At 61.5% G+C, this 25847-nt stretch carries 23 protein-coding genes and 1 tRNA gene; 11 read left to right on the forward strand and 13 right to left on the reverse strand.

Annotation, left to right across the window (positions count from 1 at the left end; genetic code table 11):
* Window positions 1–25 precede the first annotated feature (25 nt).
* The gene (gene gor / locus AC07SZ_RS27585) at window positions 26–1414 is read left to right on the forward strand and encodes a glutathione-disulfide reductase (protein WP_494916728.1); all 1389 of its coding nucleotides are present in this window, start codon (window positions 26–28) and stop codon (window positions 1412–1414) included.
* Between the two features lie 116 nt (window positions 1415–1530).
* On the opposite strand, the gene mgtE is transcribed toward gor, so the two are convergent.
* From mgtE to AC07SZ_RS27605, 4 genes are all read right to left on the reverse strand, one after another.
* Window positions 1531–2895 (reverse strand): magnesium transporter, encoded by a 1365-nt coding sequence (mgtE, locus tag AC07SZ_RS27590; RefSeq protein WP_494916729.1) that lies wholly within the window; start codon window positions 2893–2895, stop codon window positions 1531–1533.
* Window positions 2896–3166: 271 nt separating this feature from the next.
* On the reverse strand, window positions 3167–5059 hold the full coding sequence (locus tag AC07SZ_RS27595; RefSeq protein ID WP_056577250.1) for an ABC transporter ATP-binding protein/permease: 1893 nt from the start codon (window positions 5057–5059) through the stop codon (window positions 3167–3169).
* 492 nt (window positions 5060–5551) lie between these two features.
* Window positions 5552–6232 carry a DsbA family oxidoreductase gene (locus AC07SZ_RS27600; protein ID WP_494916731.1) on the reverse strand — a complete coding sequence of 227 codons (681 nt, stop codon included), beginning with the start codon at window positions 6230–6232 and terminating at the stop codon, window positions 5552–5554.
* Window positions 6233–6248: 16 nt separating this feature from the next.
* Window positions 6249–8066 carry an extracellular solute-binding protein gene (locus tag AC07SZ_RS27605; protein WP_056577256.1) on the reverse strand — a complete coding sequence of 606 codons (1818 nt, stop codon included), beginning with the start codon at window positions 8064–8066 and terminating at the stop codon, window positions 6249–6251.
* A 233-nt stretch (window positions 8067–8299) separates the two neighbouring features.
* On the opposite strand from AC07SZ_RS27605, the gene AC07SZ_RS27610 reads away from it, so the two are divergent.
* Complete coding sequence (locus AC07SZ_RS27610) at window positions 8300–8929, forward strand: invasion associated locus B family protein (RefSeq protein WP_140773822.1); 630 nt, start codon at window positions 8300–8302, stop codon at window positions 8927–8929.
* A 106-nt stretch (window positions 8930–9035) separates the two neighbouring features.
* Here the strand turns inward: AC07SZ_RS27610 and hspQ are convergent, their stop codons facing one another.
* Together hspQ and AC07SZ_RS27620 are read right to left on the reverse strand one after the other, a co-directional pair.
* Window positions 9036–9359 carry a heat shock protein HspQ gene (gene hspQ / locus AC07SZ_RS27615; protein WP_056577259.1) on the reverse strand — a complete coding sequence of 108 codons (324 nt, stop codon included), beginning with the start codon at window positions 9357–9359 and terminating at the stop codon, window positions 9036–9038.
* Window positions 9360–9507: 148 nt separating this feature from the next.
* Window positions 9508–10722 carry a UbiH/UbiF family hydroxylase gene (locus tag AC07SZ_RS27620; RefSeq protein ID WP_494916733.1) on the reverse strand — a complete coding sequence of 405 codons (1215 nt, stop codon included), beginning with the start codon at window positions 10720–10722 and terminating at the stop codon, window positions 9508–9510.
* A gap of 70 nt (window positions 10723–10792) precedes the next feature.
* Here AC07SZ_RS27620 and AC07SZ_RS27625 point away from each other — a divergent pair, with 70 nt between their 5' ends.
* The 8 genes from AC07SZ_RS27625 to AC07SZ_RS27660 all read left to right on the forward strand — a co-directional run bounded on the left by AC07SZ_RS27625 (window position 10793) and on the right by AC07SZ_RS27660 (window position 19042).
* Window positions 10793–11740, forward strand: a complete 948-nt coding sequence (locus AC07SZ_RS27625) for a DUF2182 domain-containing protein (RefSeq protein ID WP_494916735.1) — start codon at window positions 10793–10795, stop codon at window positions 11738–11740.
* On the forward strand, window positions 11737–12351 hold the full coding sequence (locus AC07SZ_RS27630; protein ID WP_494916736.1) for a DUF1326 domain-containing protein: 615 nt from the start codon (window positions 11737–11739) through the stop codon (window positions 12349–12351). Before AC07SZ_RS27625 ends, AC07SZ_RS27630 begins: the two co-directional genes overlap by 4 nt.
* The gene (gene pcsA, locus AC07SZ_RS27635; protein WP_056577267.1) at window positions 12348–13166 is read left to right on the forward strand and encodes a phosphatidylcholine synthase; all 819 of its coding nucleotides are present in this window, start codon (window positions 12348–12350) and stop codon (window positions 13164–13166) included. The genes AC07SZ_RS27630 and pcsA overlap by 4 nt, the downstream gene beginning before the upstream one ends.
* A 22-nt stretch (window positions 13167–13188) precedes the next feature.
* A complete protein-coding gene (locus AC07SZ_RS27640) occupies window positions 13189–14166 on the forward strand; it encodes a quinone oxidoreductase family protein (protein ID WP_172373781.1) in 978 nt (325 codons plus the stop codon).
* Between the two features lie 133 nt (window positions 14167–14299).
* The gene (locus AC07SZ_RS27645; protein ID WP_494916739.1) at window positions 14300–15877 is read left to right on the forward strand and encodes an ABC transporter ATP-binding protein; all 1578 of its coding nucleotides are present in this window, start codon (window positions 14300–14302) and stop codon (window positions 15875–15877) included.
* Window positions 15874–17004, forward strand: a complete 1131-nt coding sequence (locus tag AC07SZ_RS27650; RefSeq protein ID WP_494916741.1) for an ABC transporter permease — start codon at window positions 15874–15876, stop codon at window positions 17002–17004. Before AC07SZ_RS27645 ends, AC07SZ_RS27650 begins: the two co-directional genes overlap by 4 nt.
* On the forward strand, window positions 17004–17924 hold the full coding sequence (locus AC07SZ_RS27655) for an ABC transporter permease (RefSeq protein ID WP_056577279.1): 921 nt from the start codon (window positions 17004–17006) through the stop codon (window positions 17922–17924). The genes AC07SZ_RS27650 and AC07SZ_RS27655 overlap by 1 nt, the downstream gene beginning before the upstream one ends.
* Window positions 17925–17974: 50 nt before the next feature.
* The gene (locus AC07SZ_RS27660; protein WP_056577282.1) at window positions 17975–19042 is read left to right on the forward strand and encodes a BMP family ABC transporter substrate-binding protein; all 1068 of its coding nucleotides are present in this window, start codon (window positions 17975–17977) and stop codon (window positions 19040–19042) included.
* An 80-nt stretch (window positions 19043–19122) separates the two neighbouring features.
* Here AC07SZ_RS27660 and rimO read toward each other — a convergent pair whose 3' ends face one another.
* From rimO to AC07SZ_RS27695, 7 genes are all read right to left on the reverse strand, one after another.
* Window positions 19123–20436, reverse strand: coding sequence for a 30S ribosomal protein S12 methylthiotransferase RimO (gene rimO, locus AC07SZ_RS27665; protein WP_056577286.1), 1314 nt, complete (start codon window positions 20434–20436; stop codon window positions 19123–19125).
* 164 nt (window positions 20437–20600) lie between these two features.
* Complete coding sequence (locus tag AC07SZ_RS27670) at window positions 20601–21287, reverse strand: TerC family protein (protein WP_056577290.1); 687 nt, start codon at window positions 21285–21287, stop codon at window positions 20601–20603.
* A gap of 186 nt (window positions 21288–21473) precedes the next feature.
* On the reverse strand, window positions 21474–21881 hold the full coding sequence (locus AC07SZ_RS27675) for a DUF930 domain-containing protein (RefSeq protein WP_056577293.1): 408 nt from the start codon (window positions 21879–21881) through the stop codon (window positions 21474–21476).
* Between the two features lie 56 nt (window positions 21882–21937).
* Window positions 21938–22636 (reverse strand): DUF2161 domain-containing phosphodiesterase, encoded by a 699-nt coding sequence (locus AC07SZ_RS27680; RefSeq protein WP_056577296.1) that lies wholly within the window; start codon window positions 22634–22636, stop codon window positions 21938–21940.
* Window positions 22637–22703: 67 nt separating this feature from the next.
* Window positions 22704–23510: an alpha/beta fold hydrolase gene (locus AC07SZ_RS27685; RefSeq protein ID WP_494916836.1), complete on the reverse strand. Its 807-nt coding sequence runs from the start codon at window positions 23508–23510 to the stop codon at window positions 22704–22706.
* Window positions 23511–23650: 140 nt separating this feature from the next.
* Window positions 23651–24448 (reverse strand): sterol desaturase family protein, encoded by a 798-nt coding sequence (locus tag AC07SZ_RS27690; RefSeq protein ID WP_494916744.1) that lies wholly within the window; start codon window positions 24446–24448, stop codon window positions 23651–23653.
* Between the two features lie 592 nt (window positions 24449–25040).
* A tRNA-Ser gene (locus tag AC07SZ_RS27695) sits at window positions 25041–25130 on the reverse strand.
* A 376-nt stretch (window positions 25131–25506) separates the two neighbouring features.
* Between AC07SZ_RS27695 and AC07SZ_RS27700 the strand changes: the two genes are divergently transcribed.
* The gene (locus AC07SZ_RS27700; RefSeq protein ID WP_056577303.1) at window positions 25507–25749 is read left to right on the forward strand and encodes a hypothetical protein; all 243 of its coding nucleotides are present in this window, start codon (window positions 25507–25509) and stop codon (window positions 25747–25749) included.
* Window positions 25750–25847 lie beyond the last annotated feature (98 nt).

The following is a 25847-nucleotide window of genomic DNA, read 5'->3' on the forward strand; positions in this document are numbered from 1 at the left end:
TTTCCGACGTTCAAGGAGCTGCCTCATGGCCGGTTATGATTACGATCTCTTCGTCATCGGCGGCGGCTCCGGCGGGGTAAGGGCGGCACGCGTTGCGGCGGCACTCGGCAAGCGCGTCGGCATCGCCGAGGAATACCGCTTCGGCGGCACCTGCGTCATCAGGGGGTGCGTGCCGAAGAAGCTCTATGTCTACGCCTCGCAATTTCCGGAGCATTTCGCCGACGCGGCCGGCTATGGCTGGACGGTGCCAGAGGCCAGTTTCAACTGGCAGACACTGGTCGCCAACAAGGATCGCGAGATCAGCCGGCTGGAGGCGATCTACAAGAGGAATGTCGAGGGCGCCGGCGGCGAGACCTTTCATTCGCGGGCGATGATCGTCGACCCGCACGTGATCCATCTTCTGGGCGAGGACCGCACCGTGACCGCCGACCAGATCCTGATCGCCACCGGTGGCCGTCCCGCGGCGCATCCGGCGCTGCCCGGCCACGAACACTGCATCTTCTCCAATGAGGCTTTCGATCTCAAGGCGTTGCCGAAGGCGATCATGATCGAAGGCGGCGGCTACATCGCTGTCGAATTCGCCAACATCTTCCACGGCCTCGGCGTCGACACAACCCTGGTCTATCGCGGCAAGGAGATTCTCAGCCGCTTCGACATGGATCTGCGTCACACCCTGCACGAGACGATGGAAAAGAAGGGGATAAAGATACTCTGCCATTCGGTGACCGAACAGGTGCGCAAGCGGCCGGATGGCCGGCTCGACGCCCTGCTGACCAGTGGCAAGACACTGACGGTGGACCAGGTCATGCTGGCTATCGGGCGCATCCCCAACACCGAGAACATGGGCCTGGAAGGCGTCGGCATCGAGATGACCTCGACCGGCGCGATCAAGGTCGACGATTATTCCCGCACCAATGTCGACAATATCTGGGCGATCAGCGACGTCACTAACCGCGTGCAGCTGACGCCGGTGGCGATCCACGAAGCGATGTGCTTCGTGGAGACGGCGTTCAAGAACAACCCGACCGCGCCCGACCACGAAACGATCGCGACCGCCGTCTTCTCACAACCGGAAATCGGTACGGTGGGCTTGTCGGAAGACGAGGCGGTCAAGCGTTTCGCGGATATCGAGATCTACCGCGCCAGCTTCCGCCCGATGCGGCATACGCTGTCGGGCCGCGACGAAAAGATGCTGATGAAGCTGGTGGTCGACGGCACTTCCCGCAAGGTGCTTGGCGCCCACATTCTTGGGCCGGATGCGGGCGAGATGGCGCAACTGCTCGGCATCCCGCTGAAGGCCGGTCTGACCAAGGATGATTTCGATCGCACAATGGCCGTGCACCCGACCGCGGCGGAAGAGCTTGTCACCATGTACAAGCCAACCTACCGCGTGAAGGACGGCCAGCGCGTCTGATTTCGCCCGCCGGAAGCGCGGCCGTCGAGGGAGCAATCAACCCCGGTGACCGCCAGGCATTGGATCTGACGGTGGGGTTCCGACCAACGCGGCCACGGCCAGCGGCGGAGGGAGTGCTAGAGCAGGGTGCCGCGCAGGATGACGAGCGCCACCGAGAAGTAGATCACCAGCCCGGTGACATCGACCAGCGTCGCGACAAATGGCGCCGATGCGCTGGCGGGATCAAACCCGATCCGTTTCAGGGCGAACGGCAGCATCGACCCCGAGAGGGAGCCAAAGGTGACGATGCCGACCAGCGCTGTGCCAACCGTCGCTGCAATCAGCGGCCAGTGCGGGCCGTAATCGTAGAAACCGAAATACTGCCACAGCGTGATACGGCAGACACCGACAACGCCAAGGATCGATCCCAGCACGAGGCCGGTCGGCAATTCTCGCAGCGCAACCCGCCACCAGTCGCCGAGGCCGATCTCGCGCAGTGCTAGCGCGCGGATAACCAGCGAGGTCGCTTGCGAGCCGGAATTGCCGCCGGAACTCATGATCAGCGGGATGAAAAGGGTGAGCACGATCGCCTTCTCCAACTCGCTCTCGTAGCTCTGCATGGCGTTGGCGGTGAGCATTTCGCTGAGGAACAAGGCGCAGAGCCAGCCGGCCCGCTTCTGGATCATGGCGAGGAAGCTCATCTTCATGTAGGGCTCGTCGAGCGCCTCCATGCCGCCGAAGCGGTGCACGTCCTCCGTCGTTTCCTCGATCATCGTATCGATGATGTCGTCGATGGTGACGATGCCGAGAATCTTGCCATGGTCGACGACCGGGACGGCGAGCAGGTCGTATTTGGAGATCGTCTGCGCCAGGTTTTCGCGATCGGTCAGCGGTGTGACCGTGACCGGCATGCGGTCCGGCGCCACCGACAGGATCGGATCGTCCAGCTCACCGGTGATGAGCCGGCGCAAGCCGGTCGACCGCACCAGAAGGTGCGTCTGCGGATCGACGATGTAGATCGCGTAGACGGTTTCGCGCGTCCGCTCGACCTTGCGGATATAGTCGAGCGTGCGCCCGACGGTCCAGTCCGAGGGAACGCTGACGAACTCCGTCGTCATGATCGATGCGGCGCTGCCTTCGGGATAGCCCAGAATGGAAAGCAACGTCGCGCGCAACGGCGGCGCCAGCGCGCCGAGCAGTTCGGAGCGTGCCGGCTCGTCGAGCTCGCGCAGGATGTCGGCCGCCCGGTCGACAGACATGGCGGTGAGCAGCTTGCTTGCCTTGGAGCGGGGCAGGGCCTCCGCGAGTTCAGGCGCACTCTCGAGTTCGGGCTGATCGAAAATCTCGACCAGCCGCTCGAAGGGTACGGCGCAAAGCAGTTCCGTCGCGGTTTCACGCGATTCATGGTTGAGAGCCTCGACCACGTCGGCGACATGGTCGTTTGCAAGGATGCGGGCGATGGCGACGGCCTCGTCGTCCGCTACAGGGAAGAAATCGTTCATGGCTCACTCCTTGCCGTCCGGCAGGACATGAACCATTCAGGTCACGTCTAGGCGGACGGCGGTTGCGTTCGACTAATACTGTCGCCAGGCATGGCGCGGTGACCTTTCTGCTTGCGGGTTCGCGTTTGACTATCAGCAAGCCGGCGCAACATAGGAGCGCGCCTTGCCGAGTCAATCGCGGTGACGATGGAAAACGGTGCCTGATCGCTCCGATCGCGACACTGTGATCGCCGACTGCCGTTTTGTCCGGCAAGTCGAAGTGAATGCATCGTTATTTCTGTTTCAGCCGACGCGAGAAACGCAACCATTTGTCTTCGACCGCCCGTGGCTGGGCCAGGATCGTGGTGAGTTCGACGGGCAGGGTCGGAACCAGCGGCTTCTTGGTGGCGACACCGTCGGCGATCATGACGAGCGAGTGGTAGAACTCGGTGCCGGCAGCCGATCTGGGCGCTACCGCCTCATGCATGACGCTGATCACCGTGACATCGGGGCAATTGTCCTTGATCGCCTGGTGGAAGGCAATCTTGCCCTCCGGGTCGAGCGCACCGGTCGCCTCGTCGAGGAACAGGAGGCCCGGCTGCTGCAGGATGATGCGGGCCACCACCAGCTTCTGTTTCTGGCCGCCCGACAGGACCTGATCCCAGCTTTTGCCCTCGCGGTTTTCATTGGCCATGTGTTCGATGAAGTCACCAAGGCCAGCCTTGTGCAGCGCCGACGCGACTTGAGCATCGCCGTGGTCGTGTTCGGAGCCCGGCAGGCAGACCAGCTGTTTCAGCGACACCTGCTGCAGCTTGACCTCCTGGGCGGCATAGAAACTCTTCACTCCGTCGGGGAAGACGATGGTGCCGCGGCCATAGGGCCAGAGGCCGTTGATCGCCTTTATCAACGAGGTCTTGCCGCAGCCGGATTCACCTTTCAGGAACGTCCACTCGCCGCGCCGGAAGCGCAGGTTCGCGGCGCTGAGGAACGGCGTCGCATCCTCGCCCTGATGCGCCAATTCGAGTTTCTGGATGGTCAGGCCGAAAACCGGATTCTGGCTGGCATAGTGGAAGTCCGAGCGGCCGGTCTGGCTGTAGAATTCCTGCGGGTGCTGGACGTTCTCGATGGCTCTCGCCAATTCGGTGACACGCTGGCTGTTGGCACGCAGCGTGGCGATGGCAGGCATGACATGGATGAACCACGAACACTGGCTGATAAGTTGGGCGACCATTTCCGAGCCCGTGATGTAGCCCTTGTAGTCCAAGCGGCTGTGGATGAAGGGCACGAGCCCCGGCGCATAGGCCACGATACGGGCGCCGACGAAATTGTAGATCAGTTCGAACGACATATAACTGGTGTTGACGACATTCAGCCGGCCCCACGTGCGATCGATATCGATGTAGAGACGGTCGTGCATCATTTTCTGCACGTCCTCACCGTGCGACGCGGCGACATGGAAGCTGCGGCGCAGGAATGTCGTCAGCTCGCCGCGATAGCTGCCCTCGGCTTTCTGCATGCGGATATTAAGTCGTTCCAGCAGGCTGCCGAGCTTGACGGCGATCCAGGTGTTGAGCGGCACGTAAGTGGCAACAGCCAGAAGCGCGAGGACAGCGCTGCCATAGCTACCCAGGAACTCCAGGCCTTTGACCTCCACCGACGACTGGATCAGGTTCTGACCGATAAAATAGAGCGAAGTTGCCAGGCCCAGCACGCCCATAGCGAGACCTATAGCGCCGCCGGTCATGTCCTTGATCGATTCCTGGATGCGCTGGTCGATGTTGTCGGGCGTGACGGCGCCGCCGGCCACGGACCCATGCTGTGCATGGAAATGGGTATGATTGCCGTCGAGCAAGGCCTGGTTGAACTTGCCGTTTAGCCAGCCACGCCATTTGCGGTGCAAGGTCGCGGAGACGAGATTGCGCACGCCGGTAAAGCCGACGTCCTTGAGAACGACCAGCAACACCAATATGCCGGCATTGGTCAGGATGGTCTCAAGCGGGCGGGTATTGGCGGCATCGTGGAGAAAGGCAATCGAATTGACCAATTCGCCGGAAGCCATGGCAAACCAAACGCTGGCCTTGCTGGATAGGGCGGTCAACAGCGCGATGACGATGGTCAGCGTCCAGGCTTCTTTCCACCGATCCGACAGCCAGTAGGCCCGCATCAGCCCCCAGAAACTGCGCATCGAGGATACCGGCGTCAAATGCGACGGCCCTGTGGCGCCGCTGTGTAGTCCATCCGGTACTGACTCCTGCGATCGTCTGCCGATCCGAATCACGATCCCGCCCAAACCTTTTTTGTTTTGTTACGGATGGTAACACCAATTGATCATTTTCCATTAATTTTTGTAGAGGGGCGGCCGGATAAAGGGCGCCGGCCGTGTCGGCAAGGCAACAGAGCGGGTTTCCAGGACGTCGCGCGCAAGCCTGCTGAAAAGCGATTTAATATAATGATATCATTTGTTTACCGGGTGCGATGACGTGGCACACACACCTTCCCCAGGGGAAGGTATTCACACGATTTCGTGACCTTGTTTTGGCTTGTTGGATTTGCCGATTTTTCATTGCAGGCTAACCAGATTCCGGAAAACAGCCCGTCACAATGTGTCAACGGCCCTGTCCCAAAGGCCGAACAATGACCTGAAAAAGTCTCCGCGGCAGGCGAAGGGAATGACAGGTCAGCCGACTGTGTCCAGCTCGCCGCGGGCCTTGGCCGCCGCCACCTCACGGATGGCATCGGCCAGCGTGTCGACGTCCTGCGCGCCCATCACGGCATATTTGCCTTCAAGCAGAAAACACGGCACGCCTGATATGCCCATGCGCGAAGCCGTGGCGATCTCGGTGCGCACCTCTTCGACATCGGCGTCGGTCGGCAAGAGCGTCGCCACCACGGATGCGTCCATGCCGGCCTCGCGGGCGGCTTCGACCAACACGGCATGGTCGCCAATGTTGACGCCCTCCTCGAAATTCAGCTGGAACAGGCGGCGGACCAGTCTGTTCTGCACCGCTTCACTGGCGGCGCCAGCCCAGCGGATCAGGCGGTGCGCATCCAGCGTGTTGGGCGCCACCTTGATGGCATCGAAGGCAAAGGAAATGCCCTCGGCGTCGCCAAGCGGTTCGATGCGGGCATGGATCTCGCGAATGCGCTCGTCGCTGCCGAACTTGGCCAGCATATACTCCCGGCGGTCCTTGCCCTGCGGCGGAATGGTCGGATCGAGCTGGAACGGCCGCCAGCGTATGTGCACATCTACATCACCGGCCGCGGCAACCGCCTTGTCCAGCCGCTTCTGACCGATGAAGCACCACGGACAGACGACGTCCGACACCACATCAACGGTTATGGCGTTCGCTTCGCTCATCTCGATCTCCGGATTTTCAGTTCGGTTTGCGCCACCATGTCGGCAGCTGATAACCGAATATGGGCGTCTTCCGCGGATGTTCCAGATAATTCCAGTACGCCAGCCACTGCTGCGTGTTGTACTGCATCGGCACCATATAGTTGCCCGAGATCAGCAACCGGTCGAGAACGCGAACGGCGGCGACATAGTCCTCCTTGGTGTGTGCGTTCAGCATGGCGTCGATCGCGGCATCGATTGCCGGGTCGGCGACACCGGCAAGATTGAACGATCCTTCGGTCCTGGCCGCAGTGGACGACCAACGCCCGATCTGCTCGATGCCCGGGGACAAGGAATTGTTGAAGCCGCTCGAGCCGACCAGCACCTCGAAGTCGAAACGTTGCTTGCGCGACTGGATCTGGTCGCCGTCCAGGCTGCGGATGCTGACGTTGATGCCGATCTTTTCCAGTGTGCGCTGGTAGATGCCGGCCAAGCGTTCTTCGTCCTGCGAAGCGGTCAGGATCTCGAATCCGAAAGGTTTGCCGTCAGAATCGAGCATTATGCCGTCCTGCACGCGGTAACCGATGCTTTTCAGGAGATCGAAAGCGGCCTTAAGCACCTTGCGGTCCTGGCCTGAACCGTCGGTGACCGGCGGTTTCCATGTACCGTCCATGATTTCGGCCGGCACGCGGCCGGGGTAGGGGGCCAGCAACGCCCTTTCCCTGTCGTCGGCCGGGTGGCCAAGCGCGGAGAGCTCGGAATTCTGCCAGTAGCTCATCGTGCGCGTGTATTTGCCGCCGAACAGGTTCTTGTTGGCCCATTCGAAATCGTAAAGCATGCCGAGCGCGCGCCGAACCACCGGGTTGGAGAATTTCGGCAGCCTGGTGTTGAACAGGAAACCGGTCACGACAGGCGGGATGCCAGTGTCGAAAGTTTCGGAAACCACCTCACCCCTGTGGAAGGCGGGAAAGTCGAGATCGCGCTCGCGCTTCACCGGATCACCGTCGTCGTCGATGGCGCAAAGGCCCTTCTTGAAGGCTTCGAGCTTGGCGTTGGCGTTGAGGAAATATTCGATGGTGATCTGGTCGTAATTGTCGAAGCCGCGCTTGGCGGGTACGTCCTTGCCCCAGTAGTCCGGATTGCGCTTGAAGACGATGCGCTGGCCGGGCGTCACCTGCGCGATCGTGTAGGGTCCGCTGCCGATCAACGGCTTCAGCGTCGTCCTGTCGAATGTGTCCATGTCAAAGGCATGCTTGGGGATGATCGGCGTCAGCGCGATGATCAGGGGAAATTCGCGATCGGCCTTGTCGTTAAAAGTGAAGCGCACGCTGTGGTCGCCGGTCTTTTCGAGCTTGGCGATCCTTGCCATGCGGTCGCTGTAGGGTGGGCGGCCCTTTTGCGTAAAGGCATCATAGGTGAACAGCACGTCTTCCGGTGTCACCGGCTGTCCGTCCGACCATTTGGCCTTTGGGTTGAGATGGAATTCGATGCTCTTGCGCTCCGGGTCCATGTCGGCGGTATCGGCGAGCAGCCCATAGAGCGTGAAAGCCTCATCCGCGCTGCGCTGCATCAGCGGCTCGAAGACCAGATTGCCGAAGATCGTGTCCATCATGCCGCGCGCGGTCGTACGCAGGCTTTTCAGAATGAAAGGGTTGAGGTTGTCGAAGCTGCCGACGACGCAATAGGTGATGCTGCCGCCCTTCGGCGCGTCGGGATTGACGTAGCTGAAATGCGCGTAGTCCGGCGGCAGGGCCGGTTCGCCCTGCATGGCAATCGCGTATCTTGGCTCCGACAGCGCCGGCAGCGACAGGGTGAGAAACGATATCGCGGTGATCAGCCAAACAAGAACGCGGCCCATGACCGTCTCCTTAACAGGTCGGCTTGATGATTCGGTGCGCACCCTAGCATGAGGCAGCTGCGTGCCGGCCAATGGTGTCATCAAGAATTACAAGTGAGCGGGCTGGATTCGGCACCGCTTGCAGTGTAACACGCCGTCCGAAGTCATTCTGTTGCCTCATTTCGGCAACAGGTAGCTGGACCACGCGGCGCAGAGAAGCCGGTTCCGGGATCATTTGAGAGGAAATGCACGACATGACGAGCCTGAACAGCAACGCGTACCGCCTGTCGGTCATGGCCGCTGGCGTGATCGGCTTTCTGGGCGCAGGACTTCCCGCGGCTTCCGCGCAGCAACAGCAGCAGATACCTCAGGGCTGGTTCAAGGCCTGCACCAAGCAGGAAGACGTCGATATCTGCAACGTCCAGAACATCGTCACCGCCGGCAACGGCCAGCTCGTCACCGGTGTCAGCCTGATCGAACTCAAGGGCAAGGTTAACCGCAAGGTATTCCAGGTCACAGTGCCGACCGGCCGCCTCGTGCCTCCCGGCATCGGCCTGCAGATCGACACCGGCAAGGCGCAGAAGCTCGACTATGTCATCTGCTTCCCCGATCGTTGCGTGGCGGAAGTGCCGCTGACCGACCAGCTCGTCGCCTCGTTCAAGAAAGGTCAGGGTATCACGCTGACCTCGATCAATTTCCAGAACCAGGCCAACCCGATCAAGATCGCGCTGCAGGGCTTCAGCGGCGCCTATGACGGCCCGCCGCTGCAGCAGTCGGACATCGAGGACCGGCAGAAGAAGCTCCAGGATTTCGTGGCCAAGAACAACCAGGACTTCGCCAAGAAGCTCAAGGACGAGCAGGACAAGGCGAAGACCGCCAACTGATCACCGGCATCCGGCCAAGACCGGTGCCAAAGAAAAAGCGGGGCCATGCCCCGCTTTTTTCGTTCCCGGCGTGAATTTTCCGGCGGACGGCTGGAGTGTCGGACGGTCAGTGCCTGGACTGCCGTTTCGGCTCGTAGCGTCCATCCGGCTTCTTGTCGAACATCTCCTTGATCTGCGGGTGGCGAACGGGCTCGCCCGACCGGTCCTCGAGCAGATTCTGCTCGGACACATAGGCTATGTATTCGGTTTCCGAATTCTCGGCGAGCAGATGGTAGAATGGCTGATCCTTGCGAGGCCGCACGTCGGCGGGGATGGCTTCGTACCATTCGTCTGTGTTGGCGAATTGCGGATCGACGTCGAAAATGATGCCCCGAAACGGAAACAGCCGGTGGCGAACCACCTGTCCGATCGCGAATTTGGCCGTTTTCATCGTACTCACCACTGAATTCCTTGACTTTATTTGGCGCAGACTCCGAGTCAATTCAATCCTGAAGCGTCTGAGCGTCTTCAAGCTACGCAGAATTCGGCGCAAAGGTTTTGATTGATGTCGCGATGTCGCGATAAAGTCCGCAAGATCGCTACCGCTGCCGCGCCGGCTTTCGCAGGCCACCCACAAGTGCTGCAAAGCCGCTGCCTGGACGAAGCCCTTCGCGCATGAAGAAGGCGCGGAGCGGCGCAAAACCGCCGAGCACGCCCAGACCAGCGCCCCGCGCGATCTGCGCCGGCAACATGTCGGAAAGCAGCGACATGTTGAGCAGATTGACTGCACCGCTGCGCGCCAGAATATCGGGGCGACGCTTGAAATCGTAGGCGGCAAGGGCCTTGGCCCCGCCGGGATCCTCACGATTTTCGCTCGCAATACCAACCAGGTCGTCAATATCCCTGATGCCAAGATTGAGGCCTTGCGCACCGATTGGCGGAAACACATGCGCGGCTTCGCCGACAAGTGCGACCCTCTCTCGCGCGAAGCGCAGGGGTGTCACGGTCGAAAGCGGATAGATCTGCCTGCCCGGTTCCACGGTGACCCGACCCAGCATTGACTGCATCTGCTGCTCGACCCGCATTGAAAGCGTTGCGTCATCCAGGGCGGCAAGCGCCTTGGCTGTCTCGGGCTTAACCACCCAGACGAGACTTGAGCGATTGCCTGGCAGCGGAACCTGGGTGAACGGGCCTGTCTCGGTGTGGAACTCCGTCGAGGTGAAGGCATGGTCTCGGCTGTGGCTGAAATTGAGCACGAGCGCGGCTTGCGGGTAGGAGCGTGCGGCAGTCGAGATATCCGCCGCCTCGCGGGCGGGCGATTGGCGTCCATCGGCGGCGACCGCCAGCGACGCGCCAACCTCACTGCCGTCGGCGAGATCGGCGCGGGCCTTGTCGGCGCCGAGATGCCAGGCGTTGACCATCGACCTGCGCCATTCGATCCCGGAATGCGCGGCCACCTTGGCGGCAAGCGCCGGGCCAAGGACGCTGTTGGGCAGGTTCAGTCCAAACTGCTCCTCGTCGATCTCGGCGGCGCGGAAGGTGACGACGGGACTACGGATCAGCCGGCTGGTCGCATCGACGATGCGCATGACCTTCAACGGCGCGGCCATGGGTTTGATGTCTTCGAGGAGATCAAGCCGCTCAAGCACTTTCAGGGCAGGGTTCATCAGCGCCGTGGTGCGGCCATCGGGGGCCGACGCCTCGGGCCCGACAAGTGTCACTGGAAAGCCGGCATCGGCGAAAGCGAGCGCTGCAATCAGCCCCGCAGGCCCGGTGCCGGCAATCAGTATGCGCGCTGTTTCCTGATGCTCCAAGATCGGCTTCCGGCTTATGATGCGAGGCGGGTCACCAGACCTGCCAGTGGATAGGCATATAGGTCAGATCATGCCGCTTGATCAACGCGGCGATTCGGCCCATTCGGGTGTCATGACCGGCCACCAGGACGATTTCAGCCATCTCGACCGCGCCGGCCGCGCCATGGCAAATGTCGCGCGCAACCCGCGTTTGACGGTCAACATCGTCGTCGGCGCCGGCATCGCATTCGCCTGGCTGTTGCTGGGGGCGATGGCGATTCGCGGCGCCGAGGTCCGAGGCGGCGCGCCCGGCGACACCCTCCTGCACGGCCTGCCACAGCTGCCGCTGCCCGATTTCCTGGAGCGGTTCTTCGCGCTTTGCCTGTCGCCGGCGCCGCTGGACGCAAGCATCGGTTTACGCGCTGTTGCGCTTGTCGTGATGTGGTTCCTGATGGCGATCGCCGCGATGCTGCCGTCCGCGGCCCCGATGATCCGGACCTATTGCGAGATCGCCGATACAGCCCGGATCAAGGGCGAGCTGGTCGTTCATCCTCTGGTGCTGGTTGCCGGCTATCTCGGCGTCTGGCTCGCTGCCTCGATGCTGTTTTCGGCGCTGACGCTCAGCGTGCACACAGTCGCCGCATCCAGCGAGATCTACGATCCAGTGCTTGGGATTGCCGGCGCGCTCGCATTGCTGGTTGCTGGCCTCTATCAGTTCAGCGGCCTCAAAGAGGCCTGCCTGAAGAAATGCCGCAACCCGTTCTCGATCCTGTTTTCGAACTGGAGCGCCAAAGCCGGCAGCGTCTTCCGGCTCGGTGTCGTGCAAGGCATCTGGTGTTTCGGCTGCTGCTGGGCGCTCATGCTGGTGATGTTCGCCGTCGGCGTGATGAACATCTTCTGGATGGCGCTGATCGGCGTGTTCACCCTGATTGAAAAACAGATGACGGGCAGTCTTCCAACCCGACTGGCCGGTGCGATACTGCTTGTCTGGGCAGCCGCGCTGCTAGTAGTCTCGCTTTCAGTGGGGGAAATTCGATGACAGATCAGGGCTGGGCAATGAAAGGAGAGCTCGTACTCTCCTGCAATTGCACGGTTTTTTGCCCTTGCGTGCTGTCGCTCGGCAGTCACCCTCCGACCGAGGGCTATTGCCAGACCTGGGCGGGTTTCCGTATCGATGCCGGTCATTTCGGCGAGGTCGACCTGTCAGCCCTCAACCTTGGGCTGATCATGGAAATCCCCGGCTATATGAGCCGAGGCAACTGGACCGCCGGCTTGTTCATCGACAAACGCGCCTCGATCTATGCGGTCAAGGCCTTGACGAAGATCTTCACCGGCAAGGCGGGCGGGACCACGTCGCTGCTGTCGATCCTCGTTGGAAAATTCCTGGGTGTGGAACAGGCGCCGATCACCTATGAGACCCGGGACAAGACGCGTATCTTCCAGATACCGAAGATCATCGATGGCGCCGTGACGCCAATCGCCGGCAAGGATCGCGAGAAGGATACGGTGATCACGAATTCCGAATACTGGATCGCGCCGGAGATCATCGTGGCGAGGTCCGACAAGAGCAAGATGCGGGCCTTTGGCCGCAACTGGAATTTTGCTGGCCGCTCGGCCGAAATCTGCAAGCTGGATTGGCGGGGCCCGTGAGCAAGAACACAACGGCCAGAAAGGCCGCCAAGAAGATCGCGGACCGGATTCCTCGACCGAAGAAGAAGGTCACCTGGCCGCAGGCAAGGGCGTTCTCCGTCCACCTGCTGACCGCGTCAGGCTCGTTCCTTGCGTTCCTGTCGCTGGTGGCGGCGAGCGAGGAGCGCTGGACGGCAATGTTCTGGTGGCTGGGACTGGCGCTGTTCGTCGACGGCATCGACGGGCCGATCGCCAGGAAGCTCGAGGTCAAGGAAATCCTGCCGACCTGGTCGGGCGAACTCCTCGACAACATTATCGACTATGTGACCTATGTGCTGATTCCGGCCTTCGCGCTCTACCAGCGCGGCTTCATGGGCGAGGGCCTGTCGTTCCTTTCAGCCGCGATCATCGTCGTTTCCAGCGCGATCTATTATGCCGACACCGGCATGAAGACGAAGGAGAATTTCTTCAAGGGCTTCCCCGTGGTCTGGAACATGGTGGTGTTCACGCTGTTCGTCATCGAACCGGGACAATGGGTGTCGTTCGCTGTCGTGGTGGTGGCTGGCATCCTGACCTTCATCCCGATCAATTTCATCCATCCGGTGCGGGTGGTGCGGCTGCGGCGCATCAATCTCACAATGACCCTTTTGTGGTGCGCCTTCGGCGCGCTCGCGCTTGCGCAGGCGGCTCTCGCAGCTTTCTACGATCAGATCGGCGTGCTGGGCGAACAGGTCGGTACTTTCACCAAGATCGGCATTACCGTTACCGGGCTTTATCTGGCCTGCATCGGCGGCATCATGCAGTTCTTTCCAAATCTCGGTGCCAAGAAGGCCTGACCAGCCAGAGGAATCCCAATCCATGTCCAAAGCGATCCGTATCCACGCCCATGGCGGTCCGGAAGTTCTGTCCTATGAGGACGTCGATCCCGGCCAGCCGGGTTCCGGGCAGATCCTGGTCAGGCATACGGCCATCGGGCTCAACTTCATCGACGTCTATCATCGCTCCGGTCTTTATCCGCCGCCCGGAGGTTTTCCGCTTGTTCCGGGCAGCGAGGCCGCCGGCGTGGTGCTGGAGGTAGGGCAGGACGTCGATTGGCTGAAGCCCGGCGACCGGATCGCCTATGCCGTGACGACAGGAGCTTATGCCGAAGAACGCGTCATCGATGCCAGCCGGGTCGTCAAGATTCCGGATGGTATCAGCGACGAACAGGCCGCCGCGATGATGCTGAAGGGCATGACTGCCGAATATTTGCTGCGCCGGACCTTCAACGTGAAAGCGGGTGACACGATCCTGTTCCATGCCGCGGCCGGCGGCGTCGGGCTCATTCTCGGCCAATGGGCGAAACATCTCGGCGCGACCGTGATCGGCACGGCAAGCTCGACCGACAAGATCGAGCTCGCCAAGGCGCACGGCTTCGACCATGTCATCAACTACAAGGAGCAGGATTTCGTCGCCGGCGTCGCCGCCATCACCGGCGGCAGGAAATGCGACGTCGTCTACGATTCGGTGGGCAACGACACATTCCCGGCTTCGCTCGACTGCCTGAGGCCGCTCGGCATGTTCGTCAGTTTTGGCCAGTCGTCGGGACCGATCCCGCCATTTTCCATGTCGCTCTTGGCGCAGAAGGGCTCGTTGTTCGCCACAAGGCCGACGCTGTTCGTCTACAACGCAAAACGCGAGGACCTCGATGCCTCCGCAGCCGCGCTGTTCGACGTGGTTCTCAGCGGCGCCGTCGAGATCAAGATCAACCAGCGCTATGCGCTGAAGGATGCGGGCAAAGCACATTCGGATCTCGAAGGCCGCAGGACAACGGGGACGACTATTCTCGTTCCTTAGTCACGCCTGCCTTGTTATCCCTTGAATTTCCGCTGAAATTCTTGAAGCTCTTTCAAGACGCGTGCCGCTTTGCGTTGAGAGCCGGCGGCGCCTACCATGCTTGCGGGAACACAGAACATATCTGGCGAACCAGATGGGAGGCACTGTGAGTGCAGATCATGATGGGGCGAACCTGCTTGAGGTTCGTGGCCTGACCAAGATATTCGGCACGCTGACCGCGTGCGATCATGTCGATCTCAACATCGCCAAGGGTGAAATCCACGCGCTGCTTGGCGAGAACGGCGCCGGCAAGTCGACGCTGGTCAAGATGCTGTTCGGCTCGCTGGAGCCCAATTCCGGTGAGATTTTCTGGAACGGCCAGGCGGTGCGCATCACCAGCCCGGGTGCCGCCAAGAAGCTCGGCATCGGCATGGTGTTCCAGCATTTTTCGCTGTTCGAGGCGCTCACCGCGGCCGAGAACATCGCGCTGTCGCTCGATGACGGCTCGCCGATCAGCAGCATTGCCGCGAAGGCGAGGGCGCTTTCCTACAGCTACGGCCTGCCGCTCGATCCGGACTCGCTGGTCGGCGACCTGTCGGTCGGCGAACGCCAGCGTATCGAAATCATCCGCTGCCTCCTGCAGACGCCGCAGCTCATCATCCTTGACGAGCCAACCTCTGTGCTGACGCCGCAGGAAGCCGACAAGCTGTTCGAGACGCTGGAGCGGCTGCGCGCGGAAGGCAAATCGATCCTCTACATTTCGCACCGGCTGGAAGAGGTCAAACGCATCTGCGACCGCGCCACCGTGTTGCGGCACGGCAAGGTGGTCGGTCACTGCAATCCGCGCGAGGAGACAGCAGCCTCGCTCGCCCGCATGATGGTCGGCAACGAGGTGCAGGCGGTGGTGCGTGCACCGGTCGAGGGGATCGAAACCGCGCAGCCGCTGCTCGAGATCCGCGGCCTCAGCCGCAAACCGGCGACGCCGTTTTCGATTCCGCTCAAGAACATCAGCCTGAATGTCCGCGCCGGCGAGGTGATCGGCATTGCCGGTGTTGCCGGCAACGGCCAGGGGGAGTTTTTCGAATCCGTTTCCGGCGAGGTCTTGCAGCAGGATGCCGCCTCGGTGCGTATCCGGGGCAAGGATGCAGGTGGTCTCACCATCACCGGACGGCGCCTGCTTGGTGCCGCCTTCGTACCGGAGGAGCGCCTCGGCCATGGTGCCGCGCCGCGCATGAAACTCTCGGAAAACCTTTTGCTGTCGCGCCACGCGACCGACGGCACAGCGTTTGTCGGCGCTGGCGGAATGGTCAAAAGCGGCGCCGTCTACGCTGCCGCGCAACGCATCATCGTGGCGATGGATGTGCGCAAGAGCGCGCCGGATCCGGAAGCGGCCGCACTTTCGGGCGGCAATCTGCAAAAATTCATCGTCGGCCGCGAACTCGACCGCCGCCCAAGCGTCATGGTGGTCAACCAGCCGACCTGGGGCGTCGACGCCGGTGCGGCCGCCCATATCCGGCAGGCCTTGATCGAGCTGTCGCGCAGCGGCTCGGCGGTTCTGGTGATCAGCCAGGATCTCGACGAATTGTTCGAGATATCGGACGCGATCGCGGTCATGCACAATGGCGAATTGTCCAAGCCGATGCCGATCGCGGAGGCGACCTTCGAGAAGGTCGGCCTGCTGATGGGCGGCGCCGAGCCGGGCCACGCCGAACATACGCTGGAGACGGCATGATGCGCCTTGAACTCGTCAAACGCCCGCAGCGCTCGGCGCTGTTTTCGATGCTGTCACCCTTCATCGCCTTCGCGCTCACCATTATCGCCGGCGCCATCATGTTCGCTCTGCTCGGCGTCAATCCGCTGACGGCGTTCCGGATCTACTTCATCGAGCCGATCAGTCAGGTCTGGCAATTGCATGAGCTGGCGATCAAGGCGGCGCCGCTGATCCTGATCGCGGTCGGCCTGTCGGTCTGCTACAAGGCCAACATCTGGAACATCGGCGCCGAAGGCCAGTTCATTTTCGGCGCCATCTTCGGCTCGGCCATTCCGGTCCTGTTTCCTCAGTTCGAAGGCCCGCTGGTGCTGCCGCTGATGCTTCTGCTCGGCATGGTCGGCGGTGCCGCCTATGCGGCGATCCCGGCCTTGCTCAAGACCCGGTTCAACACCAACGAGATCCTGACCAGCCTGATGCTGGTCTATGTCGCCCAACTCTTCCTCGACTGGCTGGTGCGCGGCCCATGGCGCGATCCGCAGGGCCATGGTTTCCCGCAGACGATCCAGTTCGGCGATTCGGCAGTCCTGCCGGAACTGATGCCGGACGCCGGACGCGCCAACTGGGGTTTTGTCTTCGCGCTGGTTGCGGCGGTGCTGATCTGGATCCTCATGGGCCGCATGCTCAAGGGCTTTGAGGTCCGCGTGCTGGGCTCCAGCCCGAGGGCAGGGCGCTTCGCCGGCTTCGGTCTCAGCCGCATGGTGTTCTTCGCCTTCCTGCTTTCGGGCGCACTGGCCGGCCTTGCCGGCATTTCGGAAGTCTCCGGCGCCATCGGGCAATTGCAGCCGGTGATTTCTCCCGGCTATGGCTTCACGGCCATCATCGTGGCGTTCCTCGGCCGCCTCAACCCGCTCGGTATCGTCGCCGCGGGCCTGGTTCTGGCGCTGACCTATCTCGGCGGTGAAGCGGTGCAAAGCGCGCTTGGCATTTCAGACAAGGTGGCGAGGGTGTTCCAGGGCATGCTGCTGTTCTTCGTGCTTGGCTGCGACACGCTCATCCACTACCGCATCCGCCTGATCGGCCTGGCGTTGACCAAGCCGCAGGGCGCGGCACAGCTCGAAGCCGCGCCGAAGTTGAAGGAAGCCCGCTGATGGACATCACCGTCAACATCCTCCTGACCATCGCCACGGCGGCGACGCCGCTCTTGATCGCGGCGATCGGCGAACTGGTGGTCGAACGCTCCGGCGTGCTCAATCTCGGCGTCGAAGGCATGATGATCATGGGCGCGGTCGGCGGCTTCGGGGCCGGCTACCTGACCGGATCGCCCTGGATCGGCCTTCTGGCGGCAATCGCCATGGGCGCGCTGTTCTCGCTGCTGTTCGCCGTCATGACGCTGTCGCTGGCCACCAATCAGGTGGCGACCGGCCTGTCGCTGACGCTGCTTGGCCTCGGCCTCTCCGGCATGATCGGAACGAGCTTCGTCGGCCAGCCTGGCGTCAGGCTGCCCAATCTCGACATTCCCGGCCTCAGCTCGATCCCGGTCGTGGGCAGGCTGCTGTTCGGCCAGGATCCGATCTTCTACATCTCGATCGCGCTGACCGCCGCCGTCATGTGGTTCCTGTTCAAGACGCGTACTGGCCTGACGCTCCGCTCAATCGGCGACAGCCACGTTTCGGCGCACGCGCTTGGCATCAAGGTCATCCGCTACCGCTATCTCTCGGTCATCTTCGGCGGCGCCTGCGCCGGTCTGGCCGGCGGCCATCTGTCGCTGGTCTACACGCCGCAATGGGTCGAGAACATGACCGCGGGTCGCGGCTGGATCGCTCTGGCGCTCGTGGTGTTCGCCTCGTGGCGGCCGTGGCGGGTGCTGGCCGGCGCCTACATCTTCGGCGCGGTGTGGATCGGCCAGCTTCATGCACAGGCTTTTGGCATTCCCGTGCCCTCGCAGATGCTTTCTTCTCTGCCCTATCTGGCAACCGTCGTGGTTCTCGTTCTAATCTCGCGCAACAAGCGTCTGACGATGATGAACACGCCGGCATCCCTGGGGCAGCCATTCGTTCCGGATCGTTGACAATAATAACAAACGGGAAGCTCCAAGGCTTAACACAGAGAGGTAACACGATGAAAAAACTGCTTATTGCCCTGATGACGACGACAGCGGCATTGTCGCTGGCCGCGTCCGCGGAGGCTGCCGACAAGTTGAAGGCCTGCTGGGTCTATACCGGTCCGATCGGCGATTTCGGCTACTCCTACCAGCATGACCAAGGCCGCCTTGAGGTCGAGAAAGCGCTCGGCGACAAGGTCGAGACCGCCTATCTGGAGAACGTCTCCGAAGGGCCCGATGCCGACCGCGCCTTCGAGCGCCTGGCACGCGAAGGCTGCAAGATCATCTTCGGCACGTCGTTTGGCTTCATGGACGCGGAAGTGAAGGTCGCCAAGAAGTTTCCCAAGGTGATGTTCGAGCACGCCACCGGCTACAAGACCGGCGACAATCTCGGCATCTACAATGCCCGCTTCTACGAAGGCCGCTACGTACTCGGCCAGATCGCCGCCAAGGAATCGAAGTCGGGCGTCGCCGGCTACATTGTTTCCTTCCCGATCCCGGAAGTGGTGATGGGCATCAACTCCTTCATGCTGGGCGCGCAGTCGATCAACCCGAACTTCAAGGCCAAGATCGTCTGGGTGAACTCGTGGTTCGACCCGGGCAAGGAAGCCGACGCCGCCAAGGCGCTGTTCGACCAGGGTGCCGACATCATCGTCCAGCATACCGATTCGACCGCTGCCCTGCAGGTGGCCGAGGAGCGCAAGCTGCACGGCTTCGGCCAGTCGTCCGACATGATCAAGTTCGCGCCGAATGCGCAGCTGACCTCGCTGACCGACGAATGGGGGCCGTATTACATCAGCCGCGTGCAGGCAGCCATCGACGGCACCTGGAAGCCGGACAATGTCTGGCTCGGCATCAAGGACGGCGCGGTGAAGCTCGCGCCCTACACCAACATGCCCGACGATGTGAAGGCGATGGCCGAGACGACCGAGAAGAAGATCGCCGGTGGCTGGAACCCCTTCACCGGACCGATCGCCAAGCAGGACGGCTCGGCGTGGCTGAAGGACGGCGAGGTCGCCGACGACGGCACGCTGCTCGGCATGAATTTCTACGTGAAGGGCGTCGACGACAAGCTGCCGCAGTAAGCGCGGCGCACCACGTTTCAAAATAGGAAAGGGCGCCGCGAGGCGCCCTTTTTATGTGCCCGGAGAAACGGTAGGGAGGCTCAGACAGCCGAACCGTAAAGGTCATAAGCGTCGGCACGCTCAATCTTCACCGTGACGATGTCGCCGGCACGCATAGGGCGGCGCGACTGGATGTGGACCGAGCCGTCGATCTCGGGCGCGTCGTATTTGGTGCGGCCCTTCGCCGAGGTGCCGTGCGCCTCGTCGATCAGCACCGGCAGGCGCTTGCCGACCTTCCTGGCCAGCTGCGTCGCCGAAATCTTCTGCTGGCGCTGCATGAAGCGGTGCCAGCGTGCTTCCTTGACTTCCTGCGGAACCTGTTCGAGGCCGAGGTCGTTGGAACGGGCGCCCTTGACCGGCTCGTATTTGAAGCAGCCGGCACGGTCGATCTTGGCCTCGTCCAGCCAGTCCAGCAGCATCTCGAAATCCTCGTCCGTCTCGCCGGGAAAGCCGACGATGAAGGTCGAGCGGATGGCGAGATCGGGGCATACGTCGCGCCAGCCGCTGATGCGTTCGAGCGTCTTTTCGCCATGCGCCGGACGACGCATGTTCTTCAGCACCTGCGGCGAGGCATGCTGGAACGGAATGTCGAGATAGGGAAGGATCTTGCCGTCGGCCATCAGCGGGATGACGTCGGCGACATGCGGGTAGGGGTAGACATAGTGCATGCGCACCCAGATGCCGAGCTTGCCCAGTTCTTCCGAGAGATCGAGGAATTTCGCGCGCACTTCGCGATCGCCGAACATCGACGTCTGATACTTGATGTCGATGCCGTAGGCACTTGTGTCCTGCGAGATTACGAGGAGTTCCTTGACGCCGGCCTTGGCCAGTTTTTCAGCTTCGCGCAGCACATCGGCGGCCGGGCGCGAAACGAGATCGCCACGCAGGGCGGGAATGATGCAGAAGGTGCAGCGGTTGTTGCAGCCTTCCGAGATCTTCAGATACGCATAGTGGCGCGGCGTCAGCTTGACCCCTTGCGGCGGCAGCAGGTCGATATAGGGATCGTGCGAAGGCGGAGCTGCCTCATGGACGGCCGCCATCACGCTCTCGTAAGCCTGCGGTCCGGTGATCGCCAGCACGTTGGGATGCTTCTCGCGGATCACGTCCGGCTCGGCACCGAGGCAGCCGGTGACGATGACCCTGCCGTTTTCGGAAAGCGCGGAACCAATGGCATTGAGCGACTCGTCACGGGCGGAATCCAGGAAACCGCAAGTGTTGACCACAACGAGATCGGCACCATCATGCTTGCGGGCGATCTCATAGCCTTCGGCGCGCAGCCGCGTGATGATACGCTCGGAATCCACGAGCGCCTTCGGGCATCCAAGGCTGACAAAACTGACGCGAGGGGCGGACATAGGCTGGTTTCCAATGGGGGTACGGGCCGAACGCTGATCCGGCCTCAAATCGCTGTAAATGTCGGTCTGTGGCGCGTGGCTGAAGCCAATACGCGCGGCGCAATAGCATGGCTTCCGCAATCAAGCAAACCGGCCGACAGGCCGGTCCGGGCCATAAGGCTGCCTCAGTGGCCTCCGGACCCGAACCAGGGTGCCAGGAAAGCGAAGTGTTCGGGGAATTGCTGCACGGCCCCGTCAAGCAGCATTTTGACCGCGACATAGAGGATGATCACCAGGCCCAGATAGGCAATCCAGCGGTACTTGTGCAGCAGGCGCGCAACGAACGAGGCGGCAAAACCCATCAGGGCGATCGACAGCGCGAGCCCGACAATCAGCACCGTCGGATGGTTCATGGCCGCGCCGGCTACCGCCAGAACATTGTCGAGCGACATCGAAACGTCGGCAATGACAATCTGCCAGGCCGCCTGCGAGAAAGTCTTGCTTTGCCCCTTGCCGCCGATGACCCCATCCTTGTTGAAGTCGCCGTTCGACAGCGCTTCCGTTGCGTCACGCTCCTGCTCGTGGCTGACGCGCAATTCGCGCCACATCTTCCAGCAGACCCACAGCAAGAGCAGGCCGCCGCCGATAAGCAACATCGGCCCGATGGTGAGCAGCCATTGCGTGATCAAGGCGAAGAAAATGCGAAGGACGGTGGCCGCTGCGATGCCGACGAGAATGGCCCGTTTGCGCTGGCTGGCCGGCAGTCCGGCCGCGGCGAGGCCGATGACGATGGCATTGTCGCCCGCAAGCGCAAGATCGATGGCGATGACCTGAAGAAGGGCCGATAGGCCCGCGGCGGTAAATATTTCCATCGACCTGGAAGCCCTTCGCCGAGTGTTCGTCGTCGACTATTCCGACGGGCCTAAAGGCATGGTCCGCTGCCGTCAAGGCGCCGCATTGGACAACGCTGGAAAACCACTTTCGTGGCAGTGGCATTACAGGAGATTTTCAGCCGCCGCCGGCTCGTGAACCGAGGCCGATACAAGCCAGCGAAAAAACTAGTCGTAGAGATTGTATTTTGCCCAGTCGGCTTCCGGAATCTCATCGCCGATCCGGTAGCGAAGCTGGAGAACTTCCATATGGTCCGGCCCCGTCTGGCATTTGAACTTCAGCCGGTACCATTGCCCCTTGCTGCGGAACGCCGCACCGGGGCTCCTGATCGCATCGGCGCTCATCTCAGGCGTGGCGAAGGCGTAGGCGACAACACGGTCGGCCTTGAACTTGCGATCGTCGTGGGTGATCCGGTCCAGGACTTCAGCATCGCACCGCTGCTCGAGGCGTGTTTGCGGATCAAGTTTCATCAGCCCGGCACGCAAGGCGTTGTCCATCGCGCTGGCCGGGAAAGCTAGCGTCAAGGACGCCATGGCCATCATGCAGAGTGTCTTCATGGGCGGGACAAGCAGCATGTTTTGTCTGAAAAATCAACCAAGAGGGGCGCTTCATGCCGGGCAAGCGGCCGCATTCAGGGGGTCGACGCAATCAAAATCTCGTGTCGGACATCCTCGTGCGAGGCCTGCGGCCAACGCACCAGCGAGGCGCGGCCGGCATCCGTGAGATCATAAAGGCCGCGGTCCACGCGCGCGAACCAGCCATAGACGTTGTGCTGCAGGATTTTCGGGGCGATCGGCGTCAGCGCCTTCAGATCGCGCGGCCGTTTGGGGCCGTGGACAAGCGCGGCGGCACAGGTGAGGGCGCTCTGGCGGTAGGCGGTCATGATCGGATTGCGCGATCCTCCGCCCGCGACAGGATCGCCGCGGCGGCGCTGGTGTTCGTCGACAAGGCGAGAGCGTCGCCGGGCATTCCTGCGTGGCTCAGGCGCGGCCGGGCTGACAAGCACTTCGACCTTGTCATTCGCGGTCACACCAAGCAAACCGAAACCGAGCCGGCGGCAGAGGTTGCGGAACCGGGCGTCGCTTTCGCGTCCCTTGCCCCGTGCCGACATACGCGCCGCCAGCCACACTTCGTCGCAAGCGGCCGCGCGGTCGACACCCTGCAGCACCAGTTCGAGGTTGAACTGCAGTTTCAGTTCGCAGATGACGACAATCGGCGGCTCGCCCTCGCGCAACGCGACGATGTCGCAGCCGCCAATCTCCCCCTTCACCAGGAAGTCGAGACTTTCGAGGAACCGCTTCACCGGCGCATAAAGGGAGGTTTCGTTCATGTCCCAAGGCTTAGCCGATTCGAGGCAAAAAGCCTTCCTGCTTCAGGGAGCGCAGTGCGCCGGATGCTCAGGAATGGATATTGCCCAGGAAAGCCAAGAGCACGCTGTTGAACTGCCCTGGGCGTTGCAGCGGTGCGAAATGGCTGACGTCAGGCAGGATGATCAATTCCGATGCCGGGACGTTTTGGGACAGATAGTTCGCGTGCTCCCGCTTGATGAATTCGTCATGTTCACTTTGAGCGATCGCCACGGGCACGCTCGTCCGTGCCAGGTCGGCGGCGGAATAATTGGGCTCGGTCTTCATCATCAGGCCGACGGCTTTGACGAATGCATCGAACTGGCCCGGCGTTGCCGATAGTTCGGCATAGTCCTTGGCGTGCCGGCCCAAACATCGATCGATGACCGGGCCGGGCTCGAATTCCCTGGTGCCGCTCGGGTCCATGTTGCAGCCGAAGAAGAACACACCAGTGATCCGATCGGCGGCCTTCATGCCAAGGATGAGCGCAACGCACGCGCCATCGCTCCAACCCACCACAGCCGCCTTTTCCAATTGCAGCGTGTCCATCACGGCCAGGACGTCGGACGCCATCAGCTCGTATTTGTACGGTCGCCCGTCACGGGTGCTGCGCCCGTGGCCACGGCTGTCGATCACCACGACCCGATAGCCGGCCTTGACCAGCTCGGGAACCTGAAATCCCCAATTTCCGCTGTGACCAAGGCCGCCATGCAACAAGATTACGGGAAGGCCGGCCCCAAACGTGGCGTACCAGATTTTCGCGCCCTCGTTTTCCACCCGGCCTTCGTGCCTGGCGGCCGGCAGGGGCGCGGCGCCATGCGCTTCGAATCTGCTGAGGTCGTCGTCTTGATAATCCATGCCGAGAGCGCTCCGAGGCCAACGCGCAGCACCTATAATTATTGCTGGTGCCCGCCAAAACCAACCCACGACGCAATCTCCTCTGCCGGGCGACACCGCCATTTCGAGCAGCAGATGGCGGTTCCCATTGATGTGAGCCGTCAGGTTTCCGTGCTCGGCACTGCCGGTTTCGATAGCTTGCCGCGAGGCATAAGCGGATAGCCGACCTGACCGAAGTAGCTGGACGGGATCGGATCATCGACACCGTATTTTTCCGGCACCTTGTTGCCGGTGGCATTGTAGGTGCCGAACACCATGTCGAGGAGGGGGAGTTGGCCGGCGAAGTTCTTGTCATAAGCCTCGCGCTGGTTGGCATGGTGCCAGCGATGGAATTGCGGGCTGGCGATCAGCCACTTCAAGGGACCAAACGGAATCCGCAGGTTCGAATGCACAAGCAGCGTGTGCCAAAAATATATGACCGAGAAGGCGGCGATCGAGGCATCGGAGAATCCGAGGAAAAAGATCGGCGTCAGCGATATCGCCTTTGTGGCAATCGCGTCGACCGGATGGGAGTGGAAAGCCCCGAGCCAGTCCAGTTCCTCAATGCCGTGATGTACCGCGTGGAACCTCCAAAGCGCAGGGATTTTGTGGAAGGCCCGGTGCGCCCAATAGACGCCGATGTCGGTGATCAAGATGATTTCGGCGACCTGCAACCAGACGGGCTGACCGCCGACGGCGCGCATCATCGATTGCGGGACCACGATTGCGGCGGCGTCAAGCGTGTAGGCCGCTATCAGGACGACGGCCACTTTTATGATGAAGCCGTTAAACAGCACATAGATCAGATCCACACCCAAGCCCTTGCGGAAGGTCTTCTGGGGCCGCTCGTGGAACAGATGTTCGAACGGAATGAATATCAACGCGGAGATCAACAGCGCCTTGATGCCAAAAATATCCATTCGCCCGCCTCTATGGCCCGGCCTTTGGCCAGCACCCGCTCGCACTTCAGCTTCTGGACAGAACCATATTTCTCCTTTCCAAAGGCTTGATGCCGACTTTCGTCTTTGCGGCCGGGCAGGTGACGGAGGCGCCCGCCGGCATGTCACACCTGTGTCGCACCCGGGCGATATCGGTGTAGCGCGCGGTGGCGAACGCAGCGCGTCGCGCGTCCTCCCAGGACTAACCCCTCCGGTTCCCTGCCGGCGGGGTTTTCTATTTCAAGTCTTGGCCGTCGTCCTTGCCATTGCGACCCCACGGTCAGCACAGGACCTCTATCATGAAATGGGTGCGATCGGCGACACCCTCATGAGGATCGGAGACTGGTGCCCTGGATTTGAATCTGCGTCATGTCACGCCAGGCAGTTGAGCTAGGCATTGAGGCTCTTCCTTCCGAAAATACCCGGTTTTCGGAAGGACGATACCCGGTTTTGTGCCCGGCTTTCAATGCGATCAACTGGTATTGAAATCGACCGAATTTGGACTCTGGAATTGGACGAATGGTAGCGTTTTCAGTGCCTTATGGTATCAATTTCAATCAAAAGGATGGGCATCTGGCGGAGGGAGTGGGATTCGAACCCACGGTGAACTTGCGCCCACGCCGGTTTTCAAGACCGGTGCCTTAAACCGCTCGGCCATCCCTCCAAGCAGCTGCAATCATTGCCCTTTGACAATTTGCGTGGGGTCATGGATTGCCCGTTGATACGCAGTTTGCAGCTGTTTTGCCTTTTCGCTCGCTGCTTATAGCGGCCTGAAGCGCAACGTCAACTTGCTCCGCTCCATCAGCCTGCATGCCTGGCATATCGTGGGAGCAAAGGTCTGGAGTCATCCCGATGTTCGGATGGCCCGCTCGTTCGCCTAGGGGACCGTAGGCTGAAAACATCTGTGTGCGTGGGGGCGTCGAAGGGCGTGGAAGCGTGGCAGCGGCGGGCCGAGGATTAAATATTCTCTTGCGCTAATATAAAAGTGACGTAACGTCACTCCCCAGCATCTTGGGGATGCGCAACCGTGGGGAAGTACGATGAGAGTGGTCATATTTTGCGCGGCACTCGTGATCGCTGCGACCGGTGTCGCCGTTGCCAAGGAGAAGAAGGTCGCGGTCAGCGATGCCGCGGCCCTGTGCTCCACGAAACATTCGAGCAAGAAGCCGAAGCCGGAGCTGGACTGCAACTTGACCGGAACAACTAAATTGCCTGATGGAACGACACCGGGAAGGCCGCGTCTGGGATACGACGCCAATCCGTGGGTCATGACTGGCTTTTAAAGCCGGGTTCAGGCGAACAGCAGAGTAGCGGCCCTTACCTTTGAGGGCCGTCCAGGATATCGCCGGGAGGGAAGTCGCGCTCATCCAGTGGAGCACTC

The sequence above is a fragment of the Mesorhizobium sp. GW821-FHT07A06 genome, assembly GCF_059419085.1.

Coding starts and splice junctions, on each gene's coding strand:
- AC07SZ_RS27600 (WP_494916731.1), bottom strand. CDS start 6,232: ATGAGCGAAGCGAACGCCATAACCGTTGATGTGGTGTCGGACGTCGTC.
- AC07SZ_RS27625 (WP_494916735.1), top strand. CDS start 10,793: ATGCCGCTTGATCAACGCGGCGATTCGGCCCATTCGGGTGTCATGACC.
- AC07SZ_RS27680 (WP_056577296.1), bottom strand. CDS start 22,636: ATGAACGAAACCTCCCTTTATGCGCCGGTGAAGCGGTTCCTCGAAAGT.
- mgtE (WP_494916729.1), bottom strand. CDS start 2,895: ATGAACGATTTCTTCCCTGTAGCGGACGACGAGGCCGTCGCCATCGCC.
- AC07SZ_RS27700 (WP_056577303.1), top strand. CDS start 25,507: ATGAGAGTGGTCATATTTTGCGCGGCACTCGTGATCGCTGCGACCGGT.
- AC07SZ_RS27610 (WP_140773822.1), top strand. CDS start 8,300: ATGACGAGCCTGAACAGCAACGCGTACCGCCTGTCGGTCATGGCCGCT.
- AC07SZ_RS27645 (WP_494916739.1), top strand. CDS start 14,300: ATGGGAGGCACTGTGAGTGCAGATCATGATGGGGCGAACCTGCTTGAG.
- hspQ (WP_056577259.1), bottom strand. CDS start 9,359: ATGAAAACGGCCAAATTCGCGATCGGACAGGTGGTTCGCCACCGGCTG.
- AC07SZ_RS27675 (WP_056577293.1), bottom strand. CDS start 21,881: ATGCTGCTTGTCCCGCCCATGAAGACACTCTGCATGATGGCCATGGCG.
- AC07SZ_RS27640 (WP_172373781.1), top strand. CDS start 13,189: ATGTCCAAAGCGATCCGTATCCACGCCCATGGCGGTCCGGAAGTTCTG.
- AC07SZ_RS27630 (WP_494916736.1), top strand. CDS start 11,737: ATGACAGATCAGGGCTGGGCAATGAAAGGAGAGCTCGTACTCTCCTGC.
- rimO (WP_056577286.1), bottom strand. CDS start 20,436: ATGTCCGCCCCTCGCGTCAGTTTTGTCAGCCTTGGATGCCCGAAGGCG.
- AC07SZ_RS27660 (WP_056577282.1), top strand. CDS start 17,975: ATGAAAAAACTGCTTATTGCCCTGATGACGACGACAGCGGCATTGTCG.
- AC07SZ_RS27650 (WP_494916741.1), top strand. CDS start 15,874: ATGATGCGCCTTGAACTCGTCAAACGCCCGCAGCGCTCGGCGCTGTTT.
- AC07SZ_RS27670 (WP_056577290.1), bottom strand. CDS start 21,287: ATGGAAATATTTACCGCCGCGGGCCTATCGGCCCTTCTTCAGGTCATC.
- AC07SZ_RS27655 (WP_056577279.1), top strand. CDS start 17,004: ATGGACATCACCGTCAACATCCTCCTGACCATCGCCACGGCGGCGACG.
- AC07SZ_RS27595 (WP_056577250.1), bottom strand. CDS start 5,059: ATGCGCAGTTTCTGGGGGCTGATGCGGGCCTACTGGCTGTCGGATCGG.
- AC07SZ_RS27605 (WP_056577256.1), bottom strand. CDS start 8,066: ATGGGCCGCGTTCTTGTTTGGCTGATCACCGCGATATCGTTTCTCACC.
- gor (WP_494916728.1), top strand. CDS start 26: ATGGCCGGTTATGATTACGATCTCTTCGTCATCGGCGGCGGCTCCGGC.
- AC07SZ_RS27685 (WP_494916836.1), bottom strand. CDS start 23,510: ATGGATTATCAAGACGACGACCTCAGCAGATTCGAAGCGCATGGCGCC.
- AC07SZ_RS27690 (WP_494916744.1), bottom strand. CDS start 24,448: ATGGATATTTTTGGCATCAAGGCGCTGTTGATCTCCGCGTTGATATTC.